This is a genomic window from Enterobacter genomosp. S, assembly GCF_001631805.1.
In the GTDB taxonomy this organism is placed as follows: domain Bacteria; phylum Pseudomonadota; class Gammaproteobacteria; order Enterobacterales; family Enterobacteriaceae; genus Enterobacter; species Enterobacter quasihormaechei.
In genome coordinates this window covers 160,274-187,262 of the sequence record NZ_LVVA01000020.1, presented here as the reverse complement: position 1 = coordinate 187,262, position 26,989 = coordinate 160,274, and the positions used below count along the sequence as shown (strand labels likewise).

The 26,989-nt window shown below is 58.7% G+C and carries 8 protein-coding genes; 5 read left to right on the top strand and 3 right to left on the bottom strand.

The features are described from left to right. Positions 1 to 16: 16 nt before the first annotated feature. Positions 17 to 1,336: an MFS transporter gene (locus tag A3466_RS15985; protein ID WP_063451389.1), complete on the bottom strand. Its 1,320-nt coding sequence runs from the start codon at positions 1,334 to 1,336 to the stop codon at positions 17 to 19. A 391-nt stretch (positions 1,337 to 1,727) separates the two neighbouring features. Here A3466_RS15985 and A3466_RS15980 point away from each other — a divergent pair, with 391 nt between their 5' ends. The 3 genes from A3466_RS15980 to cybB all read left to right on the top strand — a co-directional run bounded on the left by A3466_RS15980 (position 1,728) and on the right by cybB (position 4,778). Continuing rightward, positions 1,728 to 2,522 (top strand): YdcF family protein, encoded by a 795-nt coding sequence (locus tag A3466_RS15980; protein WP_063451388.1) that lies wholly within the window; start codon positions 1,728 to 1,730, stop codon positions 2,520 to 2,522. 198 nt (positions 2,523 to 2,720) lie between these two features. Then, a complete protein-coding gene (gene aldA, locus A3466_RS15975) occupies positions 2,721 to 4,160 on the top strand; it encodes an aldehyde dehydrogenase (protein WP_063451387.1) in 1,440 nt (479 codons plus the stop codon). 87 nt (positions 4,161 to 4,247) lie between these two features. Next, positions 4,248 to 4,778: a cytochrome b561 gene (cybB, locus tag A3466_RS15970; RefSeq protein WP_063451386.1), complete on the top strand. Its 531-nt coding sequence runs from the start codon at positions 4,248 to 4,250 to the stop codon at positions 4,776 to 4,778. A gap of 42 nt (positions 4,779 to 4,820) precedes the next feature. Here the strand turns inward: cybB and A3466_RS15965 are convergent, their stop codons facing one another. Together A3466_RS15965 and A3466_RS15960 are read right to left on the bottom strand one after the other, a co-directional pair. Then, positions 4,821 to 5,888, bottom strand: coding sequence for an oxidoreductase (locus tag A3466_RS15965; protein ID WP_063451385.1), 1,068 nt, complete (start codon positions 5,886 to 5,888; stop codon positions 4,821 to 4,823). Between the two features lie 13 nt (positions 5,889 to 5,901). Continuing rightward, positions 5,902 to 6,645, bottom strand: coding sequence for a DeoR/GlpR family DNA-binding transcription regulator (locus tag A3466_RS15960; RefSeq protein ID WP_063451384.1), 744 nt, complete (start codon positions 6,643 to 6,645; stop codon positions 5,902 to 5,904). A 732-nt stretch (positions 6,646 to 7,377) separates the two neighbouring features. Here A3466_RS15960 and A3466_RS15955 point away from each other — a divergent pair. Beyond that, a complete protein-coding gene (locus A3466_RS15955) occupies positions 7,378 to 8,715 on the top strand; it encodes a TolC family outer membrane protein (RefSeq protein ID WP_063451383.1) in 1,338 nt (445 codons plus the stop codon). Between the two features lie 148 nt (positions 8,716 to 8,863). Beyond that, complete coding sequence (locus A3466_RS15950; protein ID WP_432416610.1) at positions 8,864 to 26,890, top strand: Ig-like domain-containing protein; 18,027 nt, start codon at positions 8,864 to 8,866, stop codon at positions 26,888 to 26,890. The last annotated feature ends 99 nt before the right edge of the window (positions 26,891 to 26,989 follow it).

The following is a 26,989-nucleotide window of genomic DNA, read 5'->3' as shown; positions in this document are numbered from 1 at the left end:
CGGAGCCGCAATAATATTATCGCTGTTCCGGCTGCGCCTGAAGATGGCGTTCACGGTTGATGCGGCTGGCACAAAAAATTGCAACGAGGGAGATAGCGACCGTCACGCCCAGATACCAGGCCACGGGTACCCAGTCGCCGTCGTATTTCGCCAGCAGTCCGGTAGCTATTAGCGGTGCCGTTCCGCCTGCCAGCGCGGCCCCAAGTTGGTAACCCAGCGTGATACCGGTGTAGCGAACGTTGGCACTGAAAATTTCAGAGCAGAGCGTCCCGAGAACTGCCGTCACCGGTGCCCACAGTACGCCAAAAGCGATAACGGTCGCGAGCAGAATTCCCCAGGTGGTACCGGTATTCAGCAGCATAAACCAGGGCACGATAAACAGGCCGAGCGCGAAGACACTGACGGAGTACATTCGCTGGCGGCCAACCCTGTCGGAGAGCAGCCCCATCAGCGGGATCATGATAGTGGCGACCAGTGCGCCAAGAGTTACTGCCTCCAGCGCCTGGGATTTCTGATAGGTCAGGGTGGTAGTGGCGTAGCTCACCACAAACGTGGAGAAAATATAGAACGGTGCAGTCTCAACAACCTTAAGCCCGGCGGCAATTAGCACTTCACGCCAGTGGTGTTTTAGGGTGTCGCGCAGCGGAGCTTTCGCAACCTGACCGGATTTTTTCACTTTCTGGAAATCAGGCGTTTCGTCAATATCTTTCCGGATCCACAGCCCCAATAATACCAGCACGGAACTGAGCAGGAACGGAATGCGCCAGCCCCAGGAGAGAAAATCCTCTTCGCTGAACAGCGTCATTAGCGAGACGATAAATGTCGCCATCAACATGCCGATGGTAACGCCCGCCTGCGGAATACTGCCGAAGAAGCCTTTTCGTTTTTCTGGCGCATACTCGTAAGCCAGCAGCAGCGCGCCACCCCATTCACCGCCGATACCCATCCCCTGAATAATACGCATCAGGATCAGCAACGCGGGCGCCCACATCCCGATCATGTCGTAGGTGGGCAGCAGGCCAATCATCACGGTTGCACCTCCCATCAGTGAAAGGGTAAGGACAAGCGTTTTTTTGCGACCGATACGATCCCCGATATGGGCAAAGAGAACGCCGCCAATGGGGCGAATAAAGAAGGTCAACGAGAAGGAGAGATAGGAGAGGATCAGCCCGATTACCGGGTCGACCATGGGAAAGAAAATCTTGTTAAACACCAGGGCGGCAGCGGTGCCATAGAGAAAATAATCAAACCATTCAATAGAACTTCCCGTAAGACTGGCAATTAATACCTTTTTGTTTTTCCGCAATACCGTTGTCGTGCTCTCATGTTGTGTCATGACTCAAAACTCCGCCACGTGGATGATAATAGAGGTGTTACCTGGCGCGCTTCAGGTGCAACCTGTCGGTGTGTAATGGTTGTGAAATTGTTAAGAAACTTAGGGTTGGATGTTACGTTTGGCAAGTCAGCCAAAACTAAAACGGGTCAGATCACGATGGATTAAGCAGCAATTGGTGCTTTTTCAGCATGCTGTTGTGGCAGGATGTATTGAAGGACAGATAATCAAAAGCACAAACCCAGGGTGCAACCCAATTGTTTTTGGATGTTTCTGGTTATTTCATCAAAATGACAAATATGCAGCGTAATGAACACCTCCGCTTTCAGAGTGATCTCCTTTTCAACCCCGTTGCGTAAAGTACTCTAAAGATTAACGTTGTAAGGAGGTAACGATGACAATGGCACTTTTCCCCTGTCTGCCTGGCACAACCCTCGACGCCGTGAATACCGTCGGGGCGTGGCTAGCTCAGGATGACTATCAGGACAACCAGCCCGTTGATCTGGTGATTATGACGGGTAACGCGGTGATCCCCGCGATTGATGCTGCCTGTAAAATCGCGGCTGAACAGGGGGTTCCTCTTATCATCAGCGGCGGGATCGGTCACTCGACGACCTTCCTTTACGCCGCGATTGCAAAACACCCCCGCTACAACAGGATACCCACCACCGGGCGGGCCGAGGCGGCTATCCTGGCCGACATCGCCCGCGAGTTCTGGAATATTCCTGCTGAGAAACTGCACGTTGAGGACCAGTCCACCAACTGCGGGGAAAACGCCCGCTTCAGCTGGGCGTTGATGAAACAATCCGGGCTGAACGCCGGACGGGTGCTGGTGGTGCAGGACCCGACGATGCAGCGTCGCACAATGGCTACGTTTGCCCGCGTATGCCGCGACGAGAGCGTATCGCCCGCCTGGGTGAGTCACCCCAGCCTGACCCCGGTGCTGCAAAACAGCGACGACGGTCTGGTCTTTAGCGGCCCGGTTGAGGGGTTATGGCCGGTAGAGCGCTACCTGTCGCTGGTGCTGGGTGAACTTCCACGATTAAGGGACGACATTAACGGCTACGGTCCGGCGGGGCGTGACTTTATTGCCCACGTCGACATCCCCGCCGAGGTGGAGTCTGCGTGGCAGACCTTGCGAAACGACGTTATTCTCACCGACGCGCTGGTAAGCCGTTCTCTACTGTAGCGATCTGCCCGTTTGCGACATCTTTTACGCAAACGGGCATCTTATGTTGCCGATTTGTAATTCCTGAAGCGTGCTGACCCGTTTCTTTTATGAGATATCTCACAAAAACAGGCTCATACGGTAGGCATTTGCCCCGGTAATTATAGTTTTTAACAATAAGTTTACTTGTTAAAAACAGTGTAATTACAGGAGCAGGTTATGACAGTACCCGTACAACATCCTATGTATATTGATGGACAGTTTGTTGCCTGGCAGGGTGATGCATGGATTGACGTGATCAATCCGTCCACAGAAGAAGTCATATCCCGTATTCCCGACGGCGGCGCCGAGGATGCCCGCAAAGCCATTGACGCGGCAGAGCGCGCGCAGGCGGGCTGGGAGGCGCTGCCTGCCATTGTACGCGCAGGCTGGCTGCGCAAAATTTCCGCCGGGATCCGCGAGCGCGTCAGTGAAATCAGCGCGCTGATTGTGGCCGAAGGCGGCAAGATCCAGCAGCTGGCGGAAGTGGAAGTGAACTTTACCGCTGACTATATCGACTATATGGCCGAGTGGGCTCGCCGTTATGAAGGGGAAATCATTCAGAGCGACCGTCCGGGCGAGAATATTCTGGTATTTAAACGCGCCCTCGGCGTGACCACCGGCATCCTGCCGTGGAACTTTCCCTTCTTCCTGATCGCCCGTAAGCTCGCTCCCGCGCTGATCACCGGCAACACCATCGTTATCAAGCCGAGCGAATTTACCCCAAACAACGCCATTGCGTTCGCCAAAATCGTCGACGAGATTGGCCTGCCGAAAGGCGTCTTCAACCTGGTGCTGGGCCGCGGTGAAACCGTTGGACAGGAGCTGGCCGGGAACCCGAAGGTGGCGATGGTAAGCATGACCGGCAGCGTCGGAGCGGGTGAGAAGATCATGGCAGCGGCTGCGAAAAACATCACCAAAGTGGGGCTGGAGCTGGGCGGTAAAGCACCGGCTATCGTGATGGACGATGCCGACCTTGAGCTGGCCGTGAAGGCCATTGTTGATTCACGCGTTATCAACACCGGACAGGTCTGTAACTGCGCTGAACGTGTTTACGTCCAGAAAGGGATCTACGACCGCTTTGTCAATCGTCTGGGCGAGGCCATGAAAGCCGTCCAGTTTGGCAATCCGGCGGAACGAACCGACATTGCCATGGGGCCGCTGATCAACGCCGCCGCGCTGGAGCGCGTGGAGCAGAAGGTGGCGCGCGCGGTACAGGAAGGGGCAAAAGTTGTCCTTGGCGGTAAAGCGGCAGAAGGCAAAGGGTATTTCTATCCTCCAACCTTGCTGCTGGACGTGCGTCAGGATATGACCATCATGCACGAAGAGACTTTTGGTCCGGTGCTGCCCGTGGTGGTTTTCGACACGCTGGAAGAGGCGCTGAAAATGGCCAACGACAGCGACTACGGTTTAACTTCGTCTGTTTATACGCAGGATCTGAACGTCGCCATGAAAGCCATTAAAGGGCTTAAGTTCGGTGAGACTTACATCAACCGCGAAAACTTTGAAGCGATGCAGGGCTTCCATGCAGGCTGGCGGAAATCCGGTATTGGCGGGGCGGACGGTAAACATGGTCTGAATGAGTATTTGCAGACGCAGGTGGTCTATTTGCAGTCGTAATCAAGAGCCCCCTCCGTGCGAGGGGGTTCACATTTTCAGGAAAGGTGGTTATGTTGGCGCGTTAGTTGTTATTTATCGGGAAACGACATGCGCACAAAATATACGGGTCTGCAAATCAGCATTCACTGGCTGGTTTTTCTGTTAGTTATTATGGCCTATTGCGCCATGGAGTTCAGGGGATGGTTCCCGCGAAGCGATCGTCCGCTCATTAATATGATCCACGTTTCCTGCGGGATCAGCATCCTGGTGCTGATGGTGGCGCGCCTGCTTATCCGCCTTAAATTCCCGGCTCCGCCTATTCAACCGAAGCCAAAAGCGATGATCACCGGGCTGTCTCATCTGGGGCATCTGGTTATCTACCTGCTGTTCATTGCGCTGCCGCTGATCGGCATCGTGATGATGTATAACCGGGGAAATGACTGGTTTGCCTTTGGCCTGACGATGCCGCATGCGGCGGAGGGGAATTTTGACCTGGTGGACAGTCTAAAAGAGTGGCACGTGACCCTGGCGAATCTGGGCTATTTCGTCATTGGTTTGCACGCCTTTGCCGCGCTGATGCATCACTATTTCTGGAAAGACAACACGCTGCTGCGCATGATGCCCAAAAAGCGTCAGTAAACGATAATGCCCTGCCAGTCCGCAGGGCATTTTTTTCGCTGTTTATTGGAGCTGCGCGCGCTCCTGCGCCGTTAACGCCAGCGTCTGGGTTGAACCCGTTTCCGACGATTTTACCGCCGCTTCCAGCACCGCCATCACCGCCAGCGCTTCCAGCGGATGGACTGGATTATCAATCTTGCCGTTCAGGGCATCGCGCACGTTGATATAGTACTGTCGCTGATCGCCTTTTGGCGCAGGGATAGCGCTGGCTTCACCCTGAGCATTAAACAGCACCATATCGTCGCTGTCTTCACCCCAGCTTTCGCTGCCTGGAATGACGCCCGCCAGCAGCTGGGCTTCCTGCTGGTCGATGCGCGCTTTCACCACGCTCGCTTTGTCGCCGTGGACGGTAAAGCGTGAAACGCCGCCCGCCACCAGCATGCTGCAATGGAGGATCACTTTGTGTTCAGGATAATTCAGCACCACGTGCGCCCAGTCGTTAATCTCTGCGCCGTCACGCAGCGTGGCGATGTTGCCCTGCACCGACTGTGGCAGTCCAAAAAGCTGTAGCGTCTGGTCAATCATGTGCGGGCCCAGATCGAACCACAGGCCGCTGCCGGGAACGTTTTGCTCTCTCCAGCGCACGCGAACCTCCGGGCGGAAGCGATCGATATGTGACTCAAGGTGTTTTACCTTGCCGATGCTGCCTTGCGCAATCACCTGTTTAATGCCGAGAAAATCGCTGTCCCAGCGGCGGTTATGGAAGACAGAGAGCAGCAGCTGTTTTTCTTCAGCCAGCGCAATCAGATCCCGCGCTTCCTGCATATCCAGCGTGAACGGCTTATCTACCACCACGTGCTTGCCGGCGTTCAGGGCCAGCGTAGCCAGCGGCGCATGGGTCGCGTTGGGGGAGGCGATCACCACCAGGTCGATATCCGGGTGCTGAATCGCCTCTTCTGGCGTGGCGACAACGAGGACGTCGTGCAGATCGCGTTTGACCTTCTCTTCATCCCGGGATGAAACCACCGCCAGCTTCAGGCCATCGACGGACCGGATCAGCGGGGCATGAAACGTCTTACCTACAAACCCATACCCGATCAGCGCAATATTGATTGTCTTCACTTTATTCATGACCTTCTCCACGTTAATGCGCGCAAACGGTAACCTGCAAGGCGCTATGGTCCCCGAGCTCTGCCCAGGGACGATCTAAAAACAGTTGATGAATCTGGGATAGCCCCGAAACCAGATACGGTTCGCACTGGTTGAGCTTCAGGTGATCGGCGACTATCCAGCGCGCCTGGCTTGCGGCCAGCATGGCTCGCTTGACCTCGGCATCCGCCTCCTGACTGGCGCTTAACCCGAGCTCGGCATGAATGGCGCATGCGCCAAGAATGGCGATATCTGCCCGGTAGCGAGAGAGCAGGGAAAGTGTGGCGCTTCCGGCAAACAGGCGCTGTTTCTGATCCCACTTTCCACCGAGCAGGATCAGATCAATATCCTCCCGAGCGCTAACCAGCTGGGCGATATCGAGAGAAGGGGTAATGATGGTCAGCGGCCCCTGAAGGAAAGAGGCAACGGCCAGTATTGTGCTTCCCGCGTCAAGAAAAAGCGTCGAGCCCGCAGGCACATGTTGCGCCACCTGTTTACCCAACTGCTGCTTAATTTCAGGAAGCAAGGTATTCCTGCTAGCCCGGGTCATCGTTGAGAGATTGAGTGCGATGGCACCGCCATGATTTTTTTGCGCAAGGCCCTGCTTTTCCAGGTCGGTCAAATCGCGACGGATGGTGTCAGCCGATACCTGTAGCCTTTCTGCCAGCTCGGTGATGCTGGCCTGGCCTTGTTCACTGATAATATCAAGCACATATTTCTGTCTGGCGGTTTTATGCATGAGGGCACTATCCTGCAAAATGTCGCAATATCTCGCAGTTTACAGCATTTTACAGGAAAAGAAATGAGGCCCGTGTGCAATGTTATCTAAAAACAGTTTAATGAGGTTATTATTGATTTCGCATTAATCATTCTTCAAAAACATGTATTTAACTTTTATCCAGGTTGTTATCGCTATGTTTTACATAGGAATTTGGGTTAAGTCGCCAGTTTATAGACAGTAATTAGAGTTTTTATCTAATTAATAACTATAAAATAGTTATTATATCTATATCTATTAGAATACATAGTGTAATGCTTCAGTTTTATTCTTCGAATTACTTAAATTGACACTTCTTTGAAAATCTTTGTGTCTGATTCGAGCTGAAATTAACGCAAAAATGTACATCACGACATTTCGGAATTTTCCTTAAATTACAGGGGGTTTATAAGTTACATTTGAAATGCGTCTTATAGTGTTTTGTCCAGAAACCCCATCTTTTTTCTTGTTTGCAACACCACGTTAACATTGCGGGTGTGGTTGCACATATCACATTTTGTTATGCTGCAAATCAATTAATTTTTAAGTAATTTCTTAAAATAAAATAGACGTGGAACGACTCTCATCTCAAATGAAATGGGTATGGGTAACTATTACCTGAATTTATCAAACAGGAGTGGGGGAATATTTGGAAAAATATTTATACCTCTTCGTGGGTAATTATTTAGCCATTACCTGGAGTCGGAGGAGATAATGAAGATGAAGTGCAATAACAGGTTGCTTAAATTATCTGCTTCACTGACCTTCATTTCGCTGGTAGTGACTGCGGCGCATGCAAATAACGGCCCGGTGGGAATATCGCCTGTTGCGGCAATGACGATGAAAGAAAGTATTCTTTTCGCACTGGACCGCGATCCCTCGGTAAGCCAGCAGGCGGCACAGCTGGGGATCGGCCAGGCGCAAATAGATGAAGCGCGCAGTGCCTGGATGCCACAAATTGCCCTGAACGGGAGTACCGGTCACAGCCAGACCACCGATTCGAGCGGCTCGTTGCGAAATTCCGCTGCCTGGGGCCTGAGCCTGACGCAGCTGGTGTACGATTTTGGCAAGACCAACAACAGCATCAGCCAGTCTTCAGCGCAGCGTGACAGCTATCGCTATCAGCTGATGGGCACGATGTCTGCCGTCGCGGAAAAAACGGCCCTCAGCTATGTGGAGGTCAAGCGCTACAGCGATCTGTTGCAGGCGGCAACAGAAAACGTGCAGGCGCTTAAAAACGTCGAGCAACTGGCAAAACTCCGCGCCGATGCTGGCGTAAGCTCCACCTCTGACGAGCTTCAGACCCGTACCCGTATCGCCGGTATGCAGGCCACGGTAGAGCAGTACAATGCGTCCCTGAACAGCGCCCGCGCGCGGCTGGCGGTATTAACCGGCATACAGGCTGAACGCTATTCACCAGTACCTGGAAGTCTGGCGGTGGAACCGGATTCTCTCAATCGTATTGATTATTCACTCATTCCTGCGGTGATGGCCGCACAGAACATGGAGCGTTCAGCCCAGTACGGGGTCGAAACCGCGAAGTCTCAGCACTGGCCGACCTTAAGCCTTAAAGGGGGCCGGACCCGGTATGAGTCGGATAATCGCGCCTACTGGGATGACCAGATCCAGCTCAATATTGACGCACCGCTTTATCAGGGCGGCGCGGTCTCGGCGCGCGTGCGTCAGGCTGAAGGGGCAAGGGCGATGGCATCGACTCAGGTCGATCAGGCCCGTTTTGATGTCCTGCAAAAAGCCTCCGTCGCGCAGGCCGACTGGACCGGAGCGCGAGGACGAATGGAAGCCGGGAAACGACAGCTGGAAAATGCGCTGCGCGCCCGCGACGTCTACAAAAATGAATATACCCTGAGCAAGCGCAGCATTAACGATCTGCTCAGCGTGGAACAGGATGTCTGGGCTGCTACCTCAGCAAAAATAATGGCTGAATACGATGGCTGGAGTGCGGCGATTAATTACGCATCCGCAGTGGATAATCTCATGCCGCTTATCGGAATCGAGAAAAACGCTGCCGCGAAGCTACCTGATTTGAGTTAAAAAAAGGCGCGCCTTTCTGCGCGAAATAAGTAAGACAATAATGGGTGATTTTTCCCAGGGATAGCTACATCCATCTGGTGGACATATCCACAGGAATACGCGCACCTGCAAGGAGAAGAATATGAGTAACGCAAAAGTTGTTGATGTCATCATTCGAAAAACGGCAGAAAAAACAAAATTAACCGGTGAAGGAAATCTGTCTGTCTCTATTTCATCGCCGAGCGTAATTGAAATTCAGGGCTCTGCTCAGGACGTGGTGCGGTATGTCCGCCAGGGGAATGACCTCCTCATTTATATGAAAGATGGCAGCGTGATTCGCTGCAATAATTATTTTGTGGAAGATCCTGAGACGCAAAACCACTCAGAGCTGGTCTTCAACGATAATCAGGAACTGACACACATTTCTTTCGCCGATGCCGGTGAAGCATCGGGCGTTGCCGCCACGGAATTAACCGCGCAGGCGACACCCATTAGCAGCATTGAGCCTTTCCTGGAGCCGGGAAGCGTCTTAGGCGATGCGCCGTGGGGCTGGATTGCCGGGGCGGCGTTAGGGGGCGGGGCCATCGGTGCGCTGCTTTCTCACGGCGGTGACGGCGAAACCAAAACAAAAGTTATTGATAATACAAAAGAAGTAGAGAGCGCTACGCCAACATTTTTGCTGACGGATAAAGCGGGTGACAAGCAGGGTGTGCTGAGTGCAAAAGAGGTCACGGACGATAACACCCCAACCTTCAGCGGTACCGGGCAGCCGGGCGCGACCATTCAGATTAAGGACGGTAGCGGCAGCACCATCGCCAGCACCATGGTCGCGAAAGACGGCACCTGGACCGTAAAACTCCCGACCCAGGCGGACGGCGAGCATACCTGGTCTGTCGTGCAGATCGACGGCAGTAAAACGACCTCTGCGGGCAGCATCACCGTTACCGTATCCACGGCAGATGCCACCGTTACGCTTGCCACGACGGCGGGCGATAACGTGATCAACGCCAGCGAACAGTCTGCGGGCTTTACGCTCTCGGGTGCCAGCAAAAATCTGGCGCAGGGCACCGAACTGACCGTTACGCTGAACGGAAAATCCTATACGGCTGAAGTGGGCGCAAACGGCGCATGGAGCGTGAAGGTGCCTGCCGCAGATGCGCAGGCGCTGGGCGATGGCACCTGGACGGTGAACGTCAGCGGTAAGGATGCGGCGGGGAATACCGTGAGCGGCAGTCAGACCATTGGCGTTGATACCGCTGCGCCAGCGATCACTGTCGACACGATCGCGCAGGATAACGTCATCAATGCGGCTGAACACAACCAGCCCCTGACGCTGACCGGTAAAACGGATGCCGAAGCGGGGCAGATTGTCACCGTGACCCTGAACGGCAAAAATCATACCGCGACGGTGGGCAGCGACGGCTCATGGTCCGTTACACTGCCGGCCAGCGAGGTACAGGCGCTGGCTAATGGCGAACATACCCTGACGGTTAACGTCAGCGACAAAGCCGGGAACGGTTCATCCGCAACTGCCGATTTCACCGTGGATACCGCCGCGCCGGTTGTGACTATCAATACCGTTGCGGGCGACGATATTCTGAACACCAGCGAGCAGGGGCAGGCGCAGATCGTTTCCGGCCATGCGAACGGCGCGGAAGCGGGTGATGTCGTTACCGTGACCGTCGGCGGCCAGACCTTTACCGGTGTTGTCCAGGCGGACGGCAGCTGGAGCGTAGGGGTACCGGCCTCTGTTATCGGCGTGTTGGGTGAGGGTAGCCATACTGTTTCTGTCTCCGTCACCGATGCGGCGGGCAATACCGGCAGCGCGACGCACGGTATTACGCTCAGCGGCAACCCGCCAGAATTCACGATTGACACCATCAGCCAGGACAACGTCCTGAATGCGCAGGAGGCTATGCAGCCCCTGAGCCTCAGTGGAACCAGTAATCTGCCAAACGGCAGCGCCGTCACCGTGACCCTGAATAACGTGAGCTATCAGGCCACCGTTGAGAACGGCATCTGGTCCGTTCAGGTGCCGGTTTCCGACGTGCTGGGCCTGGCAAATACCCTTTACACCGTCAGCGTCAGCGGCACCGACAGCGTGGGTAACAGCGGCTCCGCCGAGGCGAATCTGCTGGTCGATACCGTGCTGCCGAAGGTGATCATCAACACCTTTGCGGGGGATAACCTGGTCAATAACGCCGAAGCGGCGGTGGACCAGACTCTTAGCGGACGCGTGACCGGCGCGGCGGCGGGCGATACCGTCGCAATCAGCGTGGGTGGCAAAAGCTACACCGCGACGGTTGGCGGCGATCTGACCTGGAGCGTGACGATCCCATCCGCAGACATTCAGGCGTTTGGCGACGGCGGGTTAACCTTCAGTGCCTCCGTTACCAATGCGCACGGCAATACCGGCACCGGCGAGCGTGATATCAACATCAACACCGGGCTTCCGGGCCTGCGCGTCAATATCATCTCTGGCGATGACGTGATCAACGCCATCGAACAGCAGCAGGATCTGACCGTGACCGGCTCCAGCACCCATCTGGCTGCCGGCACGCCGATCGTCGTCACCCTTAATAATGTTGAGTACGCCGCCGTGATTACCGCCAGCGGCAGCTGGCAGATTGGCGTGCCCGCGTCTGACCTTAAGGCATGGACCGCGGGCGGCATGACCGTCAGCGTCAGCGCTGAAGACGCCTGGGGCAACACCGTTGTGGCTGAACACCCAATTGAGCTTGATCTGAACGCCGTGGCCGTCACCATCAATACGGTAACCGCTGACGATATGCTCAACGCTGCGGAAAAAGGGGCGGATTTAACGCTTTCCGGCCAGACGCAGGGCGTAGAGGCGGGCCAGACCGTGGTGGTGAATTTCGCGGATCGGACCTTTACCGCGCAGGTGCAGCAGGACGGATCATGGAGCCTGACCGTCCCGGCGAACGCCATGGAAACGCTGATCGACGGGCGGGCGCAGGTGAGCGTCAGCGTGACCAACGTCAGCGGCAACAGCGCGAACGCCTCACGCGTGGTGACCGTCGATACGCAGCCGCCGGCCATTACGCTCGATAACCTGACCGACGACAACATCATCAATGCGGCAGAAGCGCAGCAGGATTTGGTGCTCAGCGGCAGTACCACCGCTGAAGTGGGTCAGACGGTCACCGTGACGCTGAACGGCAAAAACTATCAAACCACCGTACAGGCTGATGGCACCTGGACGCTGAACGTGCCTGCCGCAGACGTTGGCGCGCTAACCGATGGCCCGATCACCGTTACGGCCACCGTCAGCGACGTGGCGGGTAACAGCAGCAGCGCGGATCGCGTTGGGCTGGTGGATGCCACCGTGCCGCAGGTGACCATTAATGACTTTGTCACCGACACCAACACCGTTAACCAGCTGGCCCACTCTCAGGCGCAGATCCTGAGCGGCTCCGTCACCGGCGCGGCGGCGGGCGATTTGGTCACCATTACCATTAATAACGTGGACTACACCACTGCGGTGGACGCGGCGGGCAACTGGAGCCTCGGCCTGCCTGCATCCGTCGTTCAGGGGCTAACGGACGGCACCTGGACCATTAACGTCTCCGTGACCGATCGGTCCGGCAACACCGGCAGCAATTCTCTGGATGTGGTGGTGAATACCGTGACGCCTGTTATCGGTATTAACACGCTGGCCGTAGATGACGTGATCAATGCGGCAGAGAAGGGCGAAGATCTGCTGCTTTCCGGTACCAGCAATCAGCCGGAAGGGACCACCATCACCGTAAACCTGAACGGTATCAACTACACCGCCACCACTAACGCCAGCGGCGGCTGGAGCGTCACCGTGCCCGCCTCTGCGGTGAGCGCGCTGGGCGAAGCCAGTTACACCGTGACGGCGAGCGTGACCGACAATGTGGGTAACAGCGCCTCAACCTCGCACGATGTGCTGGTAGACAGCTCGCTGCCGGTAGTCACTATCAACACTTTCGCAACCGACAATATCGTCAACGCGGCGGAAGTGGCCGCAGGGCAAACCCTGACCGGGAAGGTCTCTAACGCGGCATCGGGCGATACCGTCACGATTATCCTCGGCGGGCAAACATATACGGCTACCGTGCAGGACGATCTCACCTGGAGCCTGCCGCTAACCCAGAGCCAGTTAACCACACTTGGCAACGGCGATCTGACCGTATCGGCCAGCGTCACCAACGCGCACGGCAATACCGGTTCGTCTTCTCTGGACGTCACCATCGACGCCCAGCTGCCCGGCCTGCGCATTGATATGGTCGCCGGTGACGGCGTGATTAACGTCATCGAACACGCTCAGAACCTGGTTATCTCCGGCACCAGCACCGACCTGGCGGCGGGCAGCACCGTAACCGTGACCATTAACGGCAATGATTATTCTGCCTCGGTACTGGCGGACGGTACCTGGCAGGCAGCGGTTCCGGCGGCAGACGTCTCCAGGTGGGCGGACGGTTCGCTCACCATCAGCGCCAGCGCGCAGGATGCCTCGGGCAACCCGGTGAAAATCGGCACCGTTGTGGATGTCGATCTCGCCCCGGTAGCGATTAGCATCAACAGCGTGACGGACGACAACGTGCTTAACGCGGCGGAAAAAGGCCAGGATCTGGTGCTTTCCGGCTCTTCCTCAAACGTTGAAGCGGGCCAGACCGTTACCGTCACCTTCGCGGGTAAAACGTATACCACGACGGTCGATGCCAACGGCGACTGGCGCTACACCGTTCCGGCTGCCGACCTGAACGGCCTGAAGGACGGCGATGCCAGCGTGCAGGTCAGCGTGACCAACGTGAACGGCAACGCGGCCTCCTCCTCGCAGGCCTTCAGCGTCGACACCGCCGCGCCAGCGGTGACCATCAATACCATCAGCGGCGACAACATGCTGAATGCGGCTGAGGCAGCGCAGGATCTGACCCTGAGCGGGACGTCCACTGCCGAAGCAGGCCAGACGGTTACCGTAACCTTCAACGGCAACCAGTACACCGCGCAGGTGCAGGCTGACGGCAGCTGGACGCTCGACGTGCCGGCTGCGGATCTGGCGGGCATCACCGACGGTAACGCCACGGTCACGGCTTCCGTATCTGATAAAGCGGGCAATCCGGCCAGCGCGGACGCAGCCCTGCTGGTCGATACCACCGTGCCGCAAATTACCTTTAACCTCGTCGCGGGCGACGACATTGTGAATATTGCCGAGCACGGCCAGGCGCTGATCGTTTCCGGCAAGGTGACGGGCGCGCAGGCGGGCGACGTCATTACCGTAACCCTGAACGGCAAAGACTACACCGCGATGCTGGACGGTGCCGGAAGCTGGAGCGTGGGCGTTCCGGCGGCAGATGTGGGCGCGCTGGCTGGCGGGCATCAGACAATCTCCGCCACCCTCACCGATAAGGCGGGTAACAGCACCACGGCCACCCATGCTCTTGACGTCTCCCTGACGGCACCGACGATTGCCATTGATACCCTGGCGGTTGATGACGTCATTAATGCCACCGAAAAAGGCCAGGATCTGCTGCTTTCCGGAACCAGCAACCAGCCAGAAGGCACAGCGATTACCGTGAACCTCAACGGCATCAGCTACGCCGCGACTACCAACGCCAGCGGCGCGTGGAGCGTGACCGTTCCGGCGGCGAACGTCTCTGCGCTGGGCGAAGCGACCTATACCGTCACGGCAAGCGTGACCGATAGCGCAGGCAACGGCGCGAACGCCAGCCACAGCGTGCTGGTCGACAGCGCGCTGCCGCAGGTCACCATCAACACAATCGCCTCCGATGACGTGATCAACGCGGCGGAAGTCGCTTCCGGACAAACCCTGAGCGGGAAGGTGAGCGGTGCCGCGAGCGGTGACACTGTCACAATTTCGGTGGGTGGCAATACCTACACGACAACTGTGCAGGACGATTTAAGCTGGTCGGTTAACATCGCGTCTGATGTGTTAACTGCCATCGGCAACGGCGACCTGACCGTAGCGGCCAGTGTCACCAACGGCCACGGCAACACCGGCTCCGGCGAACGCGACATCACGATAGATGCCAACCTGCCTGGCCTGCGGGTCGATAAAGTGGCGGGCGACGACGTGATCAACAGCATCGAACACGTTCAAAACCTGATTATCACCGGCACCAGCGACGGTCTGGCAGCAGGTTCTGCATTGACGGTGACCGTGAACGGTAAAACCTACGCGGCCACCGTGCTGCCAGACGGTACCTGGACGGCGGCGATCCCTGCCGCCGACGTCAGCGCGATGAATGCGGGCACGGTCACCGTGACCGTTGAAGGCCAGAGCGCAGCGGGTAACCCGGTTTCGATCAACCACGACGTGAAGGTCGACCTGGCGACGGTTGCTATCAGCATTGACGCTATCGCTACCGACGACGTGATTAATGCGGCAGAAAAAGGCGCAGATCTGGTGCTGTCGGGTGCCACCAGCAACGTGGAAGAGAACCAGACGGTTTACATCACGTTCGGCGGCAAATCCTACACGGCGAAAGTGGATGCCAGCGGCAACTGGACGGCGACCGTGCCGTCGGCGGATCTGGCTGGTCTGAAGGATGGCGACGCCAGCGTGCAGGTGAGCGTAACCAACGTGAACGGCAACAGCGCCTCGGCGGGACGCGAGTACGGCGTGGACGCCACCGCGCCGACGGTATCTATCGAGATCGTCAGCGACAACAACATCATCAATGCCGCCGAAGCGCAGCAGGATCTGGTCGTCAACGGTACCTCTAACGCCGAAGCGGGCCAGACCGTGACCGTGACGCTGAACGACGTGGATTACACCACCACCGTGCAGGCAAACGGCAGCTGGAGCGTGACCGTGCCTTCTGCGGATGTCGGCGCGATTAACGACGGCAACTACACCATCACGGCAGCGGTATCCGATAAGGCCGGCAACCCGGCTTCGGCAGGTCGCGACGTGCTGGTCGATACCACCGTGCCACAGCTGACCATTGACGCCGTTTCCAATGACGACGTGATCAACAGCGCCGAGCACGGGCAGGCTCTGATCGTCACCGGCTCAGTGACCGGCGCGGCGGCGGGCGACGTAGTGACCGTTACCATCAATAACAAAGATTACACGGCGACGCTGGATACTTCCGGCAACTGGAGCGTGGGCGTGCCTGCGGCGGACGTCGGTGCCCTGACCGCCGGGGATTACACTATCACCGCAGCGCTAACCGACAAAGCCGGAAACAGCAACAGCGCGACGCGCGAGGTTGAAGTTAACCTGAGCGCGCCGGTGCTGACCATCGACACCGTCTCCGATGACGATGTGATCAACAGCAGCGAGAAAACGCAGGATCTGACCATCACCGGTACGGCTTCAGGACTGGCGGCGGGCGCGGTGGTGACCGTGATGCTCAACGGCAAAGCCTACAGCGCCACGGTTGAGGCCAACGGCCAATGGTCCACTACCGTTCCGGCGAGCGAGGTAGGTCAACTGGGTGAGGCGCTTTACACTGTCACTGCCTCGGCAACGGACAGCGTCGGCAACAGCACCAGCACCTCGCACACCGTGAACGTCGAGTCCGTACTGCCTGGCGTCACGATCAACACCGTGGCAGGCGACGACGTCATCAACGCGGCAGAAGTGGCCGCAGGCCAGACCATCAGCGGCACCGTGGTGAATGCCGAAGCGGGCAATACCGTGACCGTGAAGATTGGCGGCAACAGCTACACCGCAACGGTGCAGAGCGATCTGACCTGGTCCGTCGCTGTACCGGAATCGGTCCTGACGGCGCTGGGCAACGGCGATCTGACTGTAACCGCCAGCGTCACGAACGGCGTGGGCAACAGCGGCAGCGGTGAGCGTGAGATCGCGATAGACGCCAGCCTGCCGGGCCTGCGCGTGGACATCGTGGCCGGCGATGACGTGATCAACAGCATCGAACACGGACAGAATCTGATTATTACTGGTTCCAGCAATGGCCTGAGCGCAGGCACGGCGCTGACCGTTACCATCAACGGCAAAACCTATCCCGCGACGGTACTGGCGGACGGTACATGGAGTGCGGCTGTCCCTTCTGCGGACGTAAGTGCCCTGGCAGCGGGCACTGTCACCGTGACCGTTGAGGGCCAGAGTAGCGCGGGCAATCCGGTTTCCATCAGCCACGATGTGACGGTGGATCTGGCGAACGTCGCTATCAGCATCGACGCCATTGCCATCGACGATGTGATTAACGCGGCCGAGAAGGGCGCGGATCTGGTGCTTTCCGGCACCACCTCAAACGTGGAGGAAAATCAAACCGTCACTATCACCTTTGGCGGCAAGAACTACACCGCAACGGTGGATTCGACGGGTAAGTGGACCGCCACGGTGCCGGCTGCGGAACTGGCGGGCCTGAAGGACGGTGACGCCAGCGTGCAGGTGAGCGTTACCAACGTCCACGGTAACAGCGCCTCTGCGGGCCGGGAGTACAGCGTGGATACCACCGCGCCTTCCGTCACCATCAACACGATCGCGACTGACGATATCCTGAACGCCACGGAAGCGCAGACTGACCTGACGATTTCCGGCAGCAGCACCGCCGAAGCGGGCCAGACCGTGACCGTGTCGCTGAACGGTAAAGATTACACCACAGCCGTCAGTGCAGACGGCAGCTGGACGCTGAACGTTCCGGCGGCGGACCTGGCGGCGCTCAGCGACGGCAGCGTGACCGTAACCGCCAGCGTGAGCGACAAGGCGGGCAATCCGGCGTCGGTAAACCATAACCTGACGGTGGATATGACCGTCCCTGCGGTCACCATCCACGCTATTGCAGATGACGACGTGATTAACGTCGCCGAGCACGGTCAGGCGCAGATCGTCAGCGGCACCGCCACCGGCGCGGCAGCGGGCGATAAGGTCACCGTGACCATCGGCGGCCAGACTTACACCACCGTGCTGGACGCGGCGGGCAACTGGAGCGTGGGCGTCCCGGCGAGCGTGATTTCAGGCCTCAGCGACGGCACTGTGACCGTCACTGCGTCTGTTACCGACGCGGCGGGCAACACCGGCAGCGGCACCCATAACGTGACCGTCGATACCGGTCTGCCGTCGGTCAACTTCAACGCCATCAGCGGCGATAACGTTCTGAATGCGGTGGAGAAAGGTCAGGATCTGAACGTCGGCGGCACCAGCGCTAACCTGCCGCAAGGCACCGTGGTAACCGTGACCCTGAACGGAAAAAACTACACCGCGACGACGGCGGCGGACGGCACCTGGAGCCTGTCGGTTCCGGCTGCGGATCTGGCCGGTCTCGGTCAGGCCAGTTACACCCTTAATGCGACCGCCACTAACGGCGTGGGCAACAGCGTGAGCAGCGCTGCGAGCCTGCTGGTCGACACCGCGCTGCCGACCGTCACCATCAACACCGTGGCGGGCGATAACGTTATCAACGCGGCGGAAGTGGCGGCAGGCCAGACCCTGAGCGGTACCGTGGCAAATGCTGAAGCGGGCAACACCGTAACCGTGACCATTGGCGGCAACAGCTATACCGCAACGGTGCAGAACGATCTGAGCTGGTCCGTGAACGTGCCGTCTGATGTGCTGACCGCACTCGGCAACGGCAGCCTGAGCGTGACGGCGACCGTCACCAACGGCCACGGCAACACCGGCACCGGCGAGCGCGATATCACTATCGACGCTAACCTGCCGGGCCTGCGCGTGAACATCGTGGCGGGCGACGACGTGGTCAACAGCATCGAGCATGCACAGAACCTGATCGTCACCGGCTCCAGCGACGGGCTGGCGGCGGGCACGGCGCTGACCGTTTCCGTGAACGGCAAAGACTATGCGGCGACGGTGCTGGCGGACGGCACCTGGAGCGCGGCGGTTCCGTCTGCGGACGTGAGCGCGTGGCCGGAAGGTACCGTGAAAATTAGCGTTACCGGCGACAGCGCGGCGGGTAACCCGATTACCATCAGCCACGATGTGACCGTCGATCTGGCTTCTGTTGCCATCAGCATCAACGCCATTGCCACCGACGACGTCATCAACGCGGCGGAGAAAGGGACGGATCTGGTGCTGTCCGGCGCGACCACCAACGTGGAAGCCGGGCAGACCGTCATCCTGAGCCTGAACGGTAAAATCTACACCACTACCGTAGAAGCAGACGGTAACTGGACCTATACCGTGCCGGCTGCGGATCTGGCGGGTCTGAAGGACGGTGACGCCAGCGTGCAGGTGAGCGTCACCAACGTCCACGGTAACAGCGCTTCGGCTGGCCGCGAGTACAGCGTGGATGCCACTGCGCCTTCCGTCACCATCAACACGATCGCGAATGACAACATCCTGAACGCCACGGAAGCGCAGTCTGACCTGGCGATTTCCGGCACCAGCACCGCCGAGGCGGGCCAGACGGTCACCGTGTCGCTGAACAGCAAGGACTACACCACAACCGTCGGCGCGGACGGCAGCTGGACGCTGAACGTTCCGGCGGCGGACCTGGCGGCGCTCAGCGACGGCAGCGTGACCGTGACCGCATCGGTCAGCGATAAGGCGGGCAATTCGGCCTCGGTAAACCACAACCTGACGGTGGATATGACCGTCCCTGCGGTCACCATCCACGCTATTGCAGATGACGATGTGATTAACGTCGCCGAGCACGGTCAGGCGCAGATCGTCAGCGGCACCGCCACCGGCGCGGCAGCGGGCGATAAGGTCACCGTTACTGTCGGCGGCCAGACGTACACCACCGTGCTGGACGCGGCGGGGAACTGGAGCGTGGGGGTCCCGGCGAGCGTGATTTCTGGCCTCAGCGATGGCACCGTGACCGTCACTGCGTCTGTTACCGACGCGGCGGGCAACACCGGCAGCGGCACCCATAACGTGACCGTCGATACCGGTCTGCCATCGGTCAGCTTCAACGCCATCAGCGGTGACAACGTCCTGAACGCGGCGGAGAAAGGCCAGGCTCTGAGCGTGAGCGGCACCAGCACCAACCTGGCGGAAGGCACCGTGGTAACCGTGACCCTGAACGGTAAAAACTACATCGCAACGACGGCGGCGGACGGCACCTGGAGCCTGTCGGTTCCGGCCGCTGATCTTGCAGGCCTGGGCGAGGCGAATTACATCCTTAATGCGACCGCCACCAACGGGGTGGGCAACAGCGTGAGCAATGCAGCGAACCTGCTGGTCGACACCGCGCTGCCGACCGTCACCATCAACACCGTGGCGGGCGATAACGTCATCAACGCGGCGGAAGTGGCCGCAGGCCAGACCATCACCGGTAAGGTGGCGAACGCGGAAGCCGGTAACACGGTGACGGTGAACATCGGCGGCAACAGCTACACCGCGACGGTGCAGAGCGACCTCACCTGGTCCGTCAGCGTGCCGGAATCCGTCCTGACGGCGCTGGGCAACGGCGATTTGACCGTGTCAGCAACCGTCACCAACGGTCACGGTAATACCGGCACCGGGGAGCGCGATATCACTATCGACGCCAGCCTGCCGGGCCTGCGCGTGAATATCATGGCGGGCGACGATGTGATTAACAGCATTGAGCACGGTCAGAATCTGATCGTCACCGGCACCAGCGACGGGCTGGCGGCGGGCACGACGCTCACCGTGACCGTAAACGGCAAGAACTATGCCGCGTCGGTACTGGCAGACGGCTCATGGAGCGCGGCGATCCCGGCGGCGGACGTGGGCGCTCTGGCCGCAGGCACGGTGACTATCACCGTAGCAGGTCAGAGCAGCGCAGGTAACCCGGTCTCCATCAGTCACGACGTCAATGTCGATCTGGCGGCCGTGGCTATCAGCATCGATGCTATCGCCACCGACGACGTGATTAACGCGGCGGAGAAAGGGGCGGATCTGGTGTTGTCCGGCAGCACCTCCAACGTGGAAGAAAACCAGACCGTGACCATCACCTTTGGCGGCAAGTATTACACCGCGAAAGTCGATGCCAACGGCAACTGGACGGCGACCGTGCCTTCCTCGGATCTTGCGGGCCTGAAGGACGGCGACGCCAGCGTGCAGGTGAGCGTAAGCAACGTACACGGTAACAGCGCATCTGCGGGCCGCGAGTACAGCGTGGACGGGACGGCGCCGACCGTGACGATTGATACGGTCGCCGGTGACAACGTGATCAACGGCAGCGAAGCGGCTGCGGGCGTGACCGTTTCCGGCACCACGACGGCTGAAGCCGGTCAGACGGTGACCGTATCCCTTGGCGGGAACAGCTACACCGCACAGGTTCAGCAGGGCGGCGTCTGGAGCGTTAACGTGCCGGCGTCCGATCTGTCCGCACTGGCGGACAACGGTTACACCGTGCAGGTCAGCGTGAGCGACGCCGCGGGTAACCCGGGCAGCGCGGCGAAAGCGATTACGCTCGATACCACACCGCCGACCGTCAGCTTTAACGTCGTGGCGAACGATAACGTTATCAACAGCGTGGAGCATGGTCAGGCGCAGATTGTCAGCGGCACCGCAACCGGCGCCAGCGTGGGCGATAAGCTGGTCATCACCATCGGCTCGAACCAGTACACCACCACCGTGGACGCCAGCGGCAAATGGAGCGTGGGCGTGCCTGCCAGCGACATTTCTGCGCTCGCTGACGGCACCGTCACCCTCAGCGCGACCATTACCGACAGCGCGGGTAACAGCAGCACCCAGACCCACGACGTTGTGGTAAACACGGCCTCCGTGGCGCTGACCGTCAACACTATCAGCGGTGATGACGTGATCAATGCGGCAGAAGCGGGCGCTTCGCTGGTCATCAACGGCTCCAGCGCGCAGTTCGCCAGCGGCACGCAGGTCACCGTAACCCTGAACGGCAAAAGCTACACGGCCACTATTCAGAGCGATGGCTCATGGCAGGCCACCGTTCCGGCCGCCGACGTGGGCGCGCTGGCCAATGGCGCGCGCTATCAGGTTTCCGTGTCGGCGCATGACAGCGCGGGCAACAGCGCCACGGCGACGCACACCCTCAGCGTGGATACCACCGCGCCGGTGATTAGCGTAAACGCTCTCTCGGGCGACGACGTTCTGAACGCGGCGGAAGCTCAGCAGCCGTTGACCGTACACGGCTCCTCCAGCGCCGAGGCGGGTCAGACCGTGACCGTCACGCTGGGCGGGAAAACTTACACCGCAACCGTGGCAAACGACGGCACCTGGACGCTGGACATTCCGGCGACAGACCTGTCCGCACTGAGCCAGGGCGCGCTGACGGTCACCGCTTCCGTTAACGACAAAGCCGGTAACAGCGGTCAGACGACGCATACCTTAACGGTGGATACCGTCGCGCCGACCGTGACCATCAGCGTCGTGGCGGATGACGATATCGTCAACAACGCTGAGCAGCTGGCGGGCCAGACCATCCGCGGCACTACCACGGCGGAGCAGGGTCAGACGGTAACCGTGACCTTCAACGGTCACAGCTATCAGGCGACCGTGGCGGCGGACGGTTCGTGGTCGGTCTTCGTGCCGGGGCGTGATTTCCTCGGCCTGAGCGACGGGCAGTACACCCTCACCGCCACGGTGAGCGATAAGGCGGGCAACCCGGGCAGCGCCACGCACGACGTGACGCTGAACGGTGATGTCCCGACGATTGCCATTAACACCTTTGCGCAGGATGACATTGTTAACGCTGCCGAGCACGGCACGCCGCTGGTCGTCAGCGGCACCACCGACGCGCCTGCGGGCCAGACGGTGACCATTACGCTGAACGGTAAAACCTATGCGGCGACCGTGCAGAATGACGGCACCTGGAGCTACACGGTGGGCAGCGCAGACGTTACCGCGCTGGCAGACGGCGGTTCATACGTGATTAACGCGCAGGTCAGCAACGCCATCGGCAACAGCGCTAGCGACAACCACACCGTCACAGTCGATCTCACCGCGCCGTCGATGGGCATCAGCATTGATTCGCTGCAAAACGACACCGGCCTGAGCGCGACGGATTTCATCACCAACGATAAGCAGGTAGTGGTCAACGGCTCCCTGACCGCGCAGCTCGGCAATAACGAGAAGGCGCAGATCAGCCTCGACGGCGGCACCACCTGGATTGACCTGACGGTGACCGGCACCACGTGGCGCTACACCGATGGCCGCACCCTGACGGACGGTACGTATCAGTACCAGGTGCGGGTGATCGATAGCGCGGGTAACGTGGGGGCAACGGACAGCCAGGACGTGGTGATTGACCTGACGAAGCCTGCGGCAACGACCATTACCGTGGATTCCGTCACCCAGGATACCGGCCTGTCCGGCAGCGACTTTATCACCAGCGACAACCAGATCAGCCTGAAAGGGACGCTCGGCGCGGCGCTGGGCAGCGGCGACCACGCGCAGATCAGCCTCGACGGCGGCGTCACCTGGACCGACGTCAGCGTGAGCGGCCTGACCTGGACCTACGTGGACGGTCGTACGCTGGCCGACGGGGATTACAACTACCAGCTGCGCGTGATTGACGACGCGGGCAACATCAGCGCCACCGCCAGCCAGGTCGTGACGATTGATACGGTTGCGCCGGACGCCAGTAAAACGATCGCAATCGACAGCATCAGCGACGATACCGGCCTGAGCAGCAGCGACTTTATCACTAACGATACGTCCCTGACGCTGCACGGCTCGCTCGGCGCGACGCTGGCCGACGGTGAATATGCCCAGATCAGTATCGACGGCGGGGTCACCTGGCAGAACGTGATTGTCACCGGCAGCAGCTGGTATTACGTGGACGGACGTACGCTGGGTAACCAAACCTATGACTATTACGTTCGCGTGGTGGACGCTGCGGGTAACATCGGTGCCAGCGCGCATCAGCAGGTAACCGTCGACACGGTTGCACCGGATTCCGCGATTACGGTGACCGTGGATAACATTACCGTCGATACCGGTTTTGATAGCAACGATTTCCTGACCAGTTCGACTTCGTACATGCTCAACGGGACGCTCGGCGCCGAGCTCGGCGCGGGCGAGTATGTGCAGGTAAGCATGGACGGCGGCAGCACCTGGGTTTACGCCACGGTAAACGGTACACAGTGGCGCTATAACGACACGCGCACCCTGACCGACGGCGATTACAGCTATCAGGTGCGGGTAGTCGATCAGGCGGGCAACATCGGGGCCACCACTACGCAGACCGTGACGGTGGATACCCAGGCGCCGCAGTACGGCATCACCATCGACAGCATCAGCGATGACACCGGCCAGTCAGGAAGTGATTTCATCACCATGGACACCACCCTGACCCTCAACGGTTCCCTGGGCAGCGCGCTGGCGAGCGACGAACGGGTGCAGATCAGCCTCGACGGCGGGAATACCTGGTCAGATGCCACGGTCACCAACCTGCGCTGGAGTTACAACGATACCCGCGATCTGCCTGACGGTGACTACACCTACCAGGTGCGGATTATCGACAAGGCGGGCAACGTGGGCTCCACGGCTTCTCAGGTCGTCACGGTAGACACCACGCCGCCGACCACGGTAGGTACGATCATGAGCTATACCGATGGTGAAGGCGAGCGTCAGGGCTCCTTTGGTAGCGCGGTGGCAACGGACGATAACTCGCCGCTCATCAACGGAACGCTTAACCGCGCGCCGGAAAATGGCGAGATTGTGCAGCTGTATCGTGACGGTGTGTTGCTGGGACAGGTGACGATGAACGGCGCCGCCAGCTGGTATTTCCAGGACAGCGGTCTGAACGACGGTAATCATACGTATACGTTGCGTGTGACCGATCTGGCAGGGAACTTCACCGATTCAAATGATTTTGTGCTGAAAGTGGATACGAGCATCCCGACCACGACGGTGAGCATTAACCCTCAGACTACGACGGATACCACCCCGATCCTGAGTGGTCTGGTATCGGCGGGACTGACCAACGGCGAGTACGTGGTTATCACCGTGAACAATAAGACCTATACTTCAGAGTCCGGCGGTGCGGTGGTAGTCGATCCGGATAATAACACATGGTATTTGCAGCTCCCGGACGGCGATGCCCTGAGCGCAGCGAGCTATAGCGTCACGGCGCAGGTGAAGAGCAGTGCGGGGAACGGTAACACCGCTGGGTTGACCACCGGTAACCTGGTCGTGGGCAGTGAAGAGTCGTTGACACCGGCCTGGTCATTTACCGCCGCGAACTACTCCTATTCATCCAGTTACATGCTGGATTCGGACGGGATGTGGACGATTATGGCTAACCAACAGTTCGCATCGGCAAACGCCGATAGCCGTAATTCTTACACCGTGTCAGGTAATTTCTCTATGACGGGAAATTACACAACCGGTACCTATGCGGATATCAACCGCGACGGGCTGGCTGACGTGCTGGCGGAAGGAACAAGCTACTCGTACATGGTACAGCTGACTAACAATGGAGATGGGACTTACACCTCCAAAACGCTGACCAATATGGGTGCTGCGGTGTGGTATGGCGCGGTGGTCGCCATTGACATTGAGGGCGATGGCTACACCGACTTTGTGATTGGCGATGCGGGTGGGCCGGATTCCAGCACCGTTATGCTCAATAACAACGGCACGCTGACGGGCAGTTCGAAGTCCGGGACGTACTCCAATTTTGTATCGGGCTCAACGGTAGGCAACTACAACAGCCTGATTGAAACGTCTGGCGTGGATTTGAACAACGACGGAAAAGTGGATATTGCCCAACATACGACCAACGGCAGCAACAACTACGCCCTGTCGACCATGTTTAACCAGGGCAATGGCACATTTACCTGGGGGCAAAACTTTACCAACACCATGTACAGCGGCTATGGCTCAGCCGCAGCGTCTAACGCCGTGAGTATGACCTGGGCCGATTTTAATGGTGATGGTTACATGGACCTGTATATGAGCATGTCGCGCACCTCCAGCGGCACCAGCCAGGGCGGGGTGTTAATGCTGAACGACGGTACTGGTAACCTGCTTACCGGCACCGCGGTTGGAACTGCGACCACGGATAAGTTTGCGGGTAACGTCAGCGTGGCGGTGGACTGGAACCTCGACGGCAAGATGGACATCATCAAGCTGGCGAACAGCGGGCAGTCTTATCTTTATACCAATGATGGACTGGCGGGTACCGCAAGCTTTACCGCCTCAAAATTCAGTACCGCTACGTCAAGTCAGGTATCCGGCGCGGCCCTGGTGGATTACGACTGGGATGGCGCACAGGATCTGCTGATTTTCCGTCAAAACGGTACGGTGCAGCTGGAGCGAAATACCAATACGGTCGCGCCAGGAACGGCACTGCATTTGAAGATTGTCGACAGCGAGGGGATCAACGCCTTCTTTGGCAACACGGTCCAGCTTTATAACTCGGCAGGTCAGCTGGTCGCCAGCGAAATCATCAATGCCCAGTCCGGGATCGGCATTAACGATTCTTCGTCGCTCATCAGTTTTTATGGCCTGGATCCCAGCGAAACTTACCATGCGGTGCTGGTACGTGCCGTTAACGGTGTGTCGAGCAATGAAACCTGGGAGGGACTGACGGCAGGAGACGGCAAAGAAAGTTATGCCCTGACGGCAGAAGCGGCTACGGGGGGGCATCAGGGAACCCTGACAGGTACCGGCTACAACGATACCTTTATCGCTGAGGGAGGGACCTATACCTACAACGGCGCGGGTGGTTGGACGACGACCTCTGAACACGACACCTGGAGCAGTACAGGCGGCATGGATGTTGTGGATTACCGTAACGCCACTTCCGGCGTGACCGTGGATCTGGGACGCTCAACGGCCCAGAGTACCGGCTTCGATACCGCAACGCTGGTGAATATCGAAGGGATCAACGGCTCGGATTATGACGACGTTATCACCGGCAACAGCGGTGATAACCAGTTCGAAGGCCGCGGCGGAAACGACACCTTCAACATCGGCAGCGGCGGTCACGATACGCTGCTCTACAAGCTGATCAATGCCTCGGATGCCACGGGCGGCAACGGTCACGACGAGGTGAACGGCTTTACGGTCGGCACCTGGGAGGGGACGGCGGACACGGATCGTATTGACCTGCGCGATCTGCTTTCCGGCAGCGGCTATACCGGCACGGGCTCGGCGAGCTACGTGGACGGCGTGGCCACGCTGGACAGCGGCGCGGGCAATATCAGTGATTACATCCGCGTGGTGCAGAACGGCAGCAATACTGAGATCCATGTTGACCTGGACGGGGCGGGCGGTCAGTTCTCCTCAACGCCACTGCTGACGCTGAACGGCGTGCAGACGGATCTGGCAACGCTGCTGGCTAATCATCAGCTGTTAATTGCGTAAAACACTGCCGCGGGGAGCGATCCTCGCGGCTTTTTGCGTTTCTTTACATCACTAGCCATAACCCTATATTTCACAAGATTATTTTGCGGGTTCGTTTAG

Bases quoted from the DNA above. Each gene is read 5' to 3' on its own strand.
- A3466_RS15985 (WP_063451389.1), bottom strand. From the start codon at position 1,336: ATGACACAACATGAGAGCACGACAACGGTATTGCGGAAAAACAAAAAG.
- A3466_RS15980 (WP_063451388.1), top strand. From the start codon at position 1,728: ATGACAATGGCACTTTTCCCCTGTCTGCCTGGCACAACCCTCGACGCC.
- aldA (WP_063451387.1), top strand. From the start codon at position 2,721: ATGACAGTACCCGTACAACATCCTATGTATATTGATGGACAGTTTGTT.
- cybB (WP_063451386.1), top strand. From the start codon at position 4,248: ATGCGCACAAAATATACGGGTCTGCAAATCAGCATTCACTGGCTGGTT.
- A3466_RS15965 (WP_063451385.1), bottom strand. From the start codon at position 5,888: ATGAATAAAGTGAAGACAATCAATATTGCGCTGATCGGGTATGGGTTT.
- A3466_RS15960 (WP_063451384.1), bottom strand. From the start codon at position 6,645: ATGCATAAAACCGCCAGACAGAAATATGTGCTTGATATTATCAGTGAA.
- A3466_RS15955 (WP_063451383.1), top strand. From the start codon at position 7,378: ATGAAGATGAAGTGCAATAACAGGTTGCTTAAATTATCTGCTTCACTG.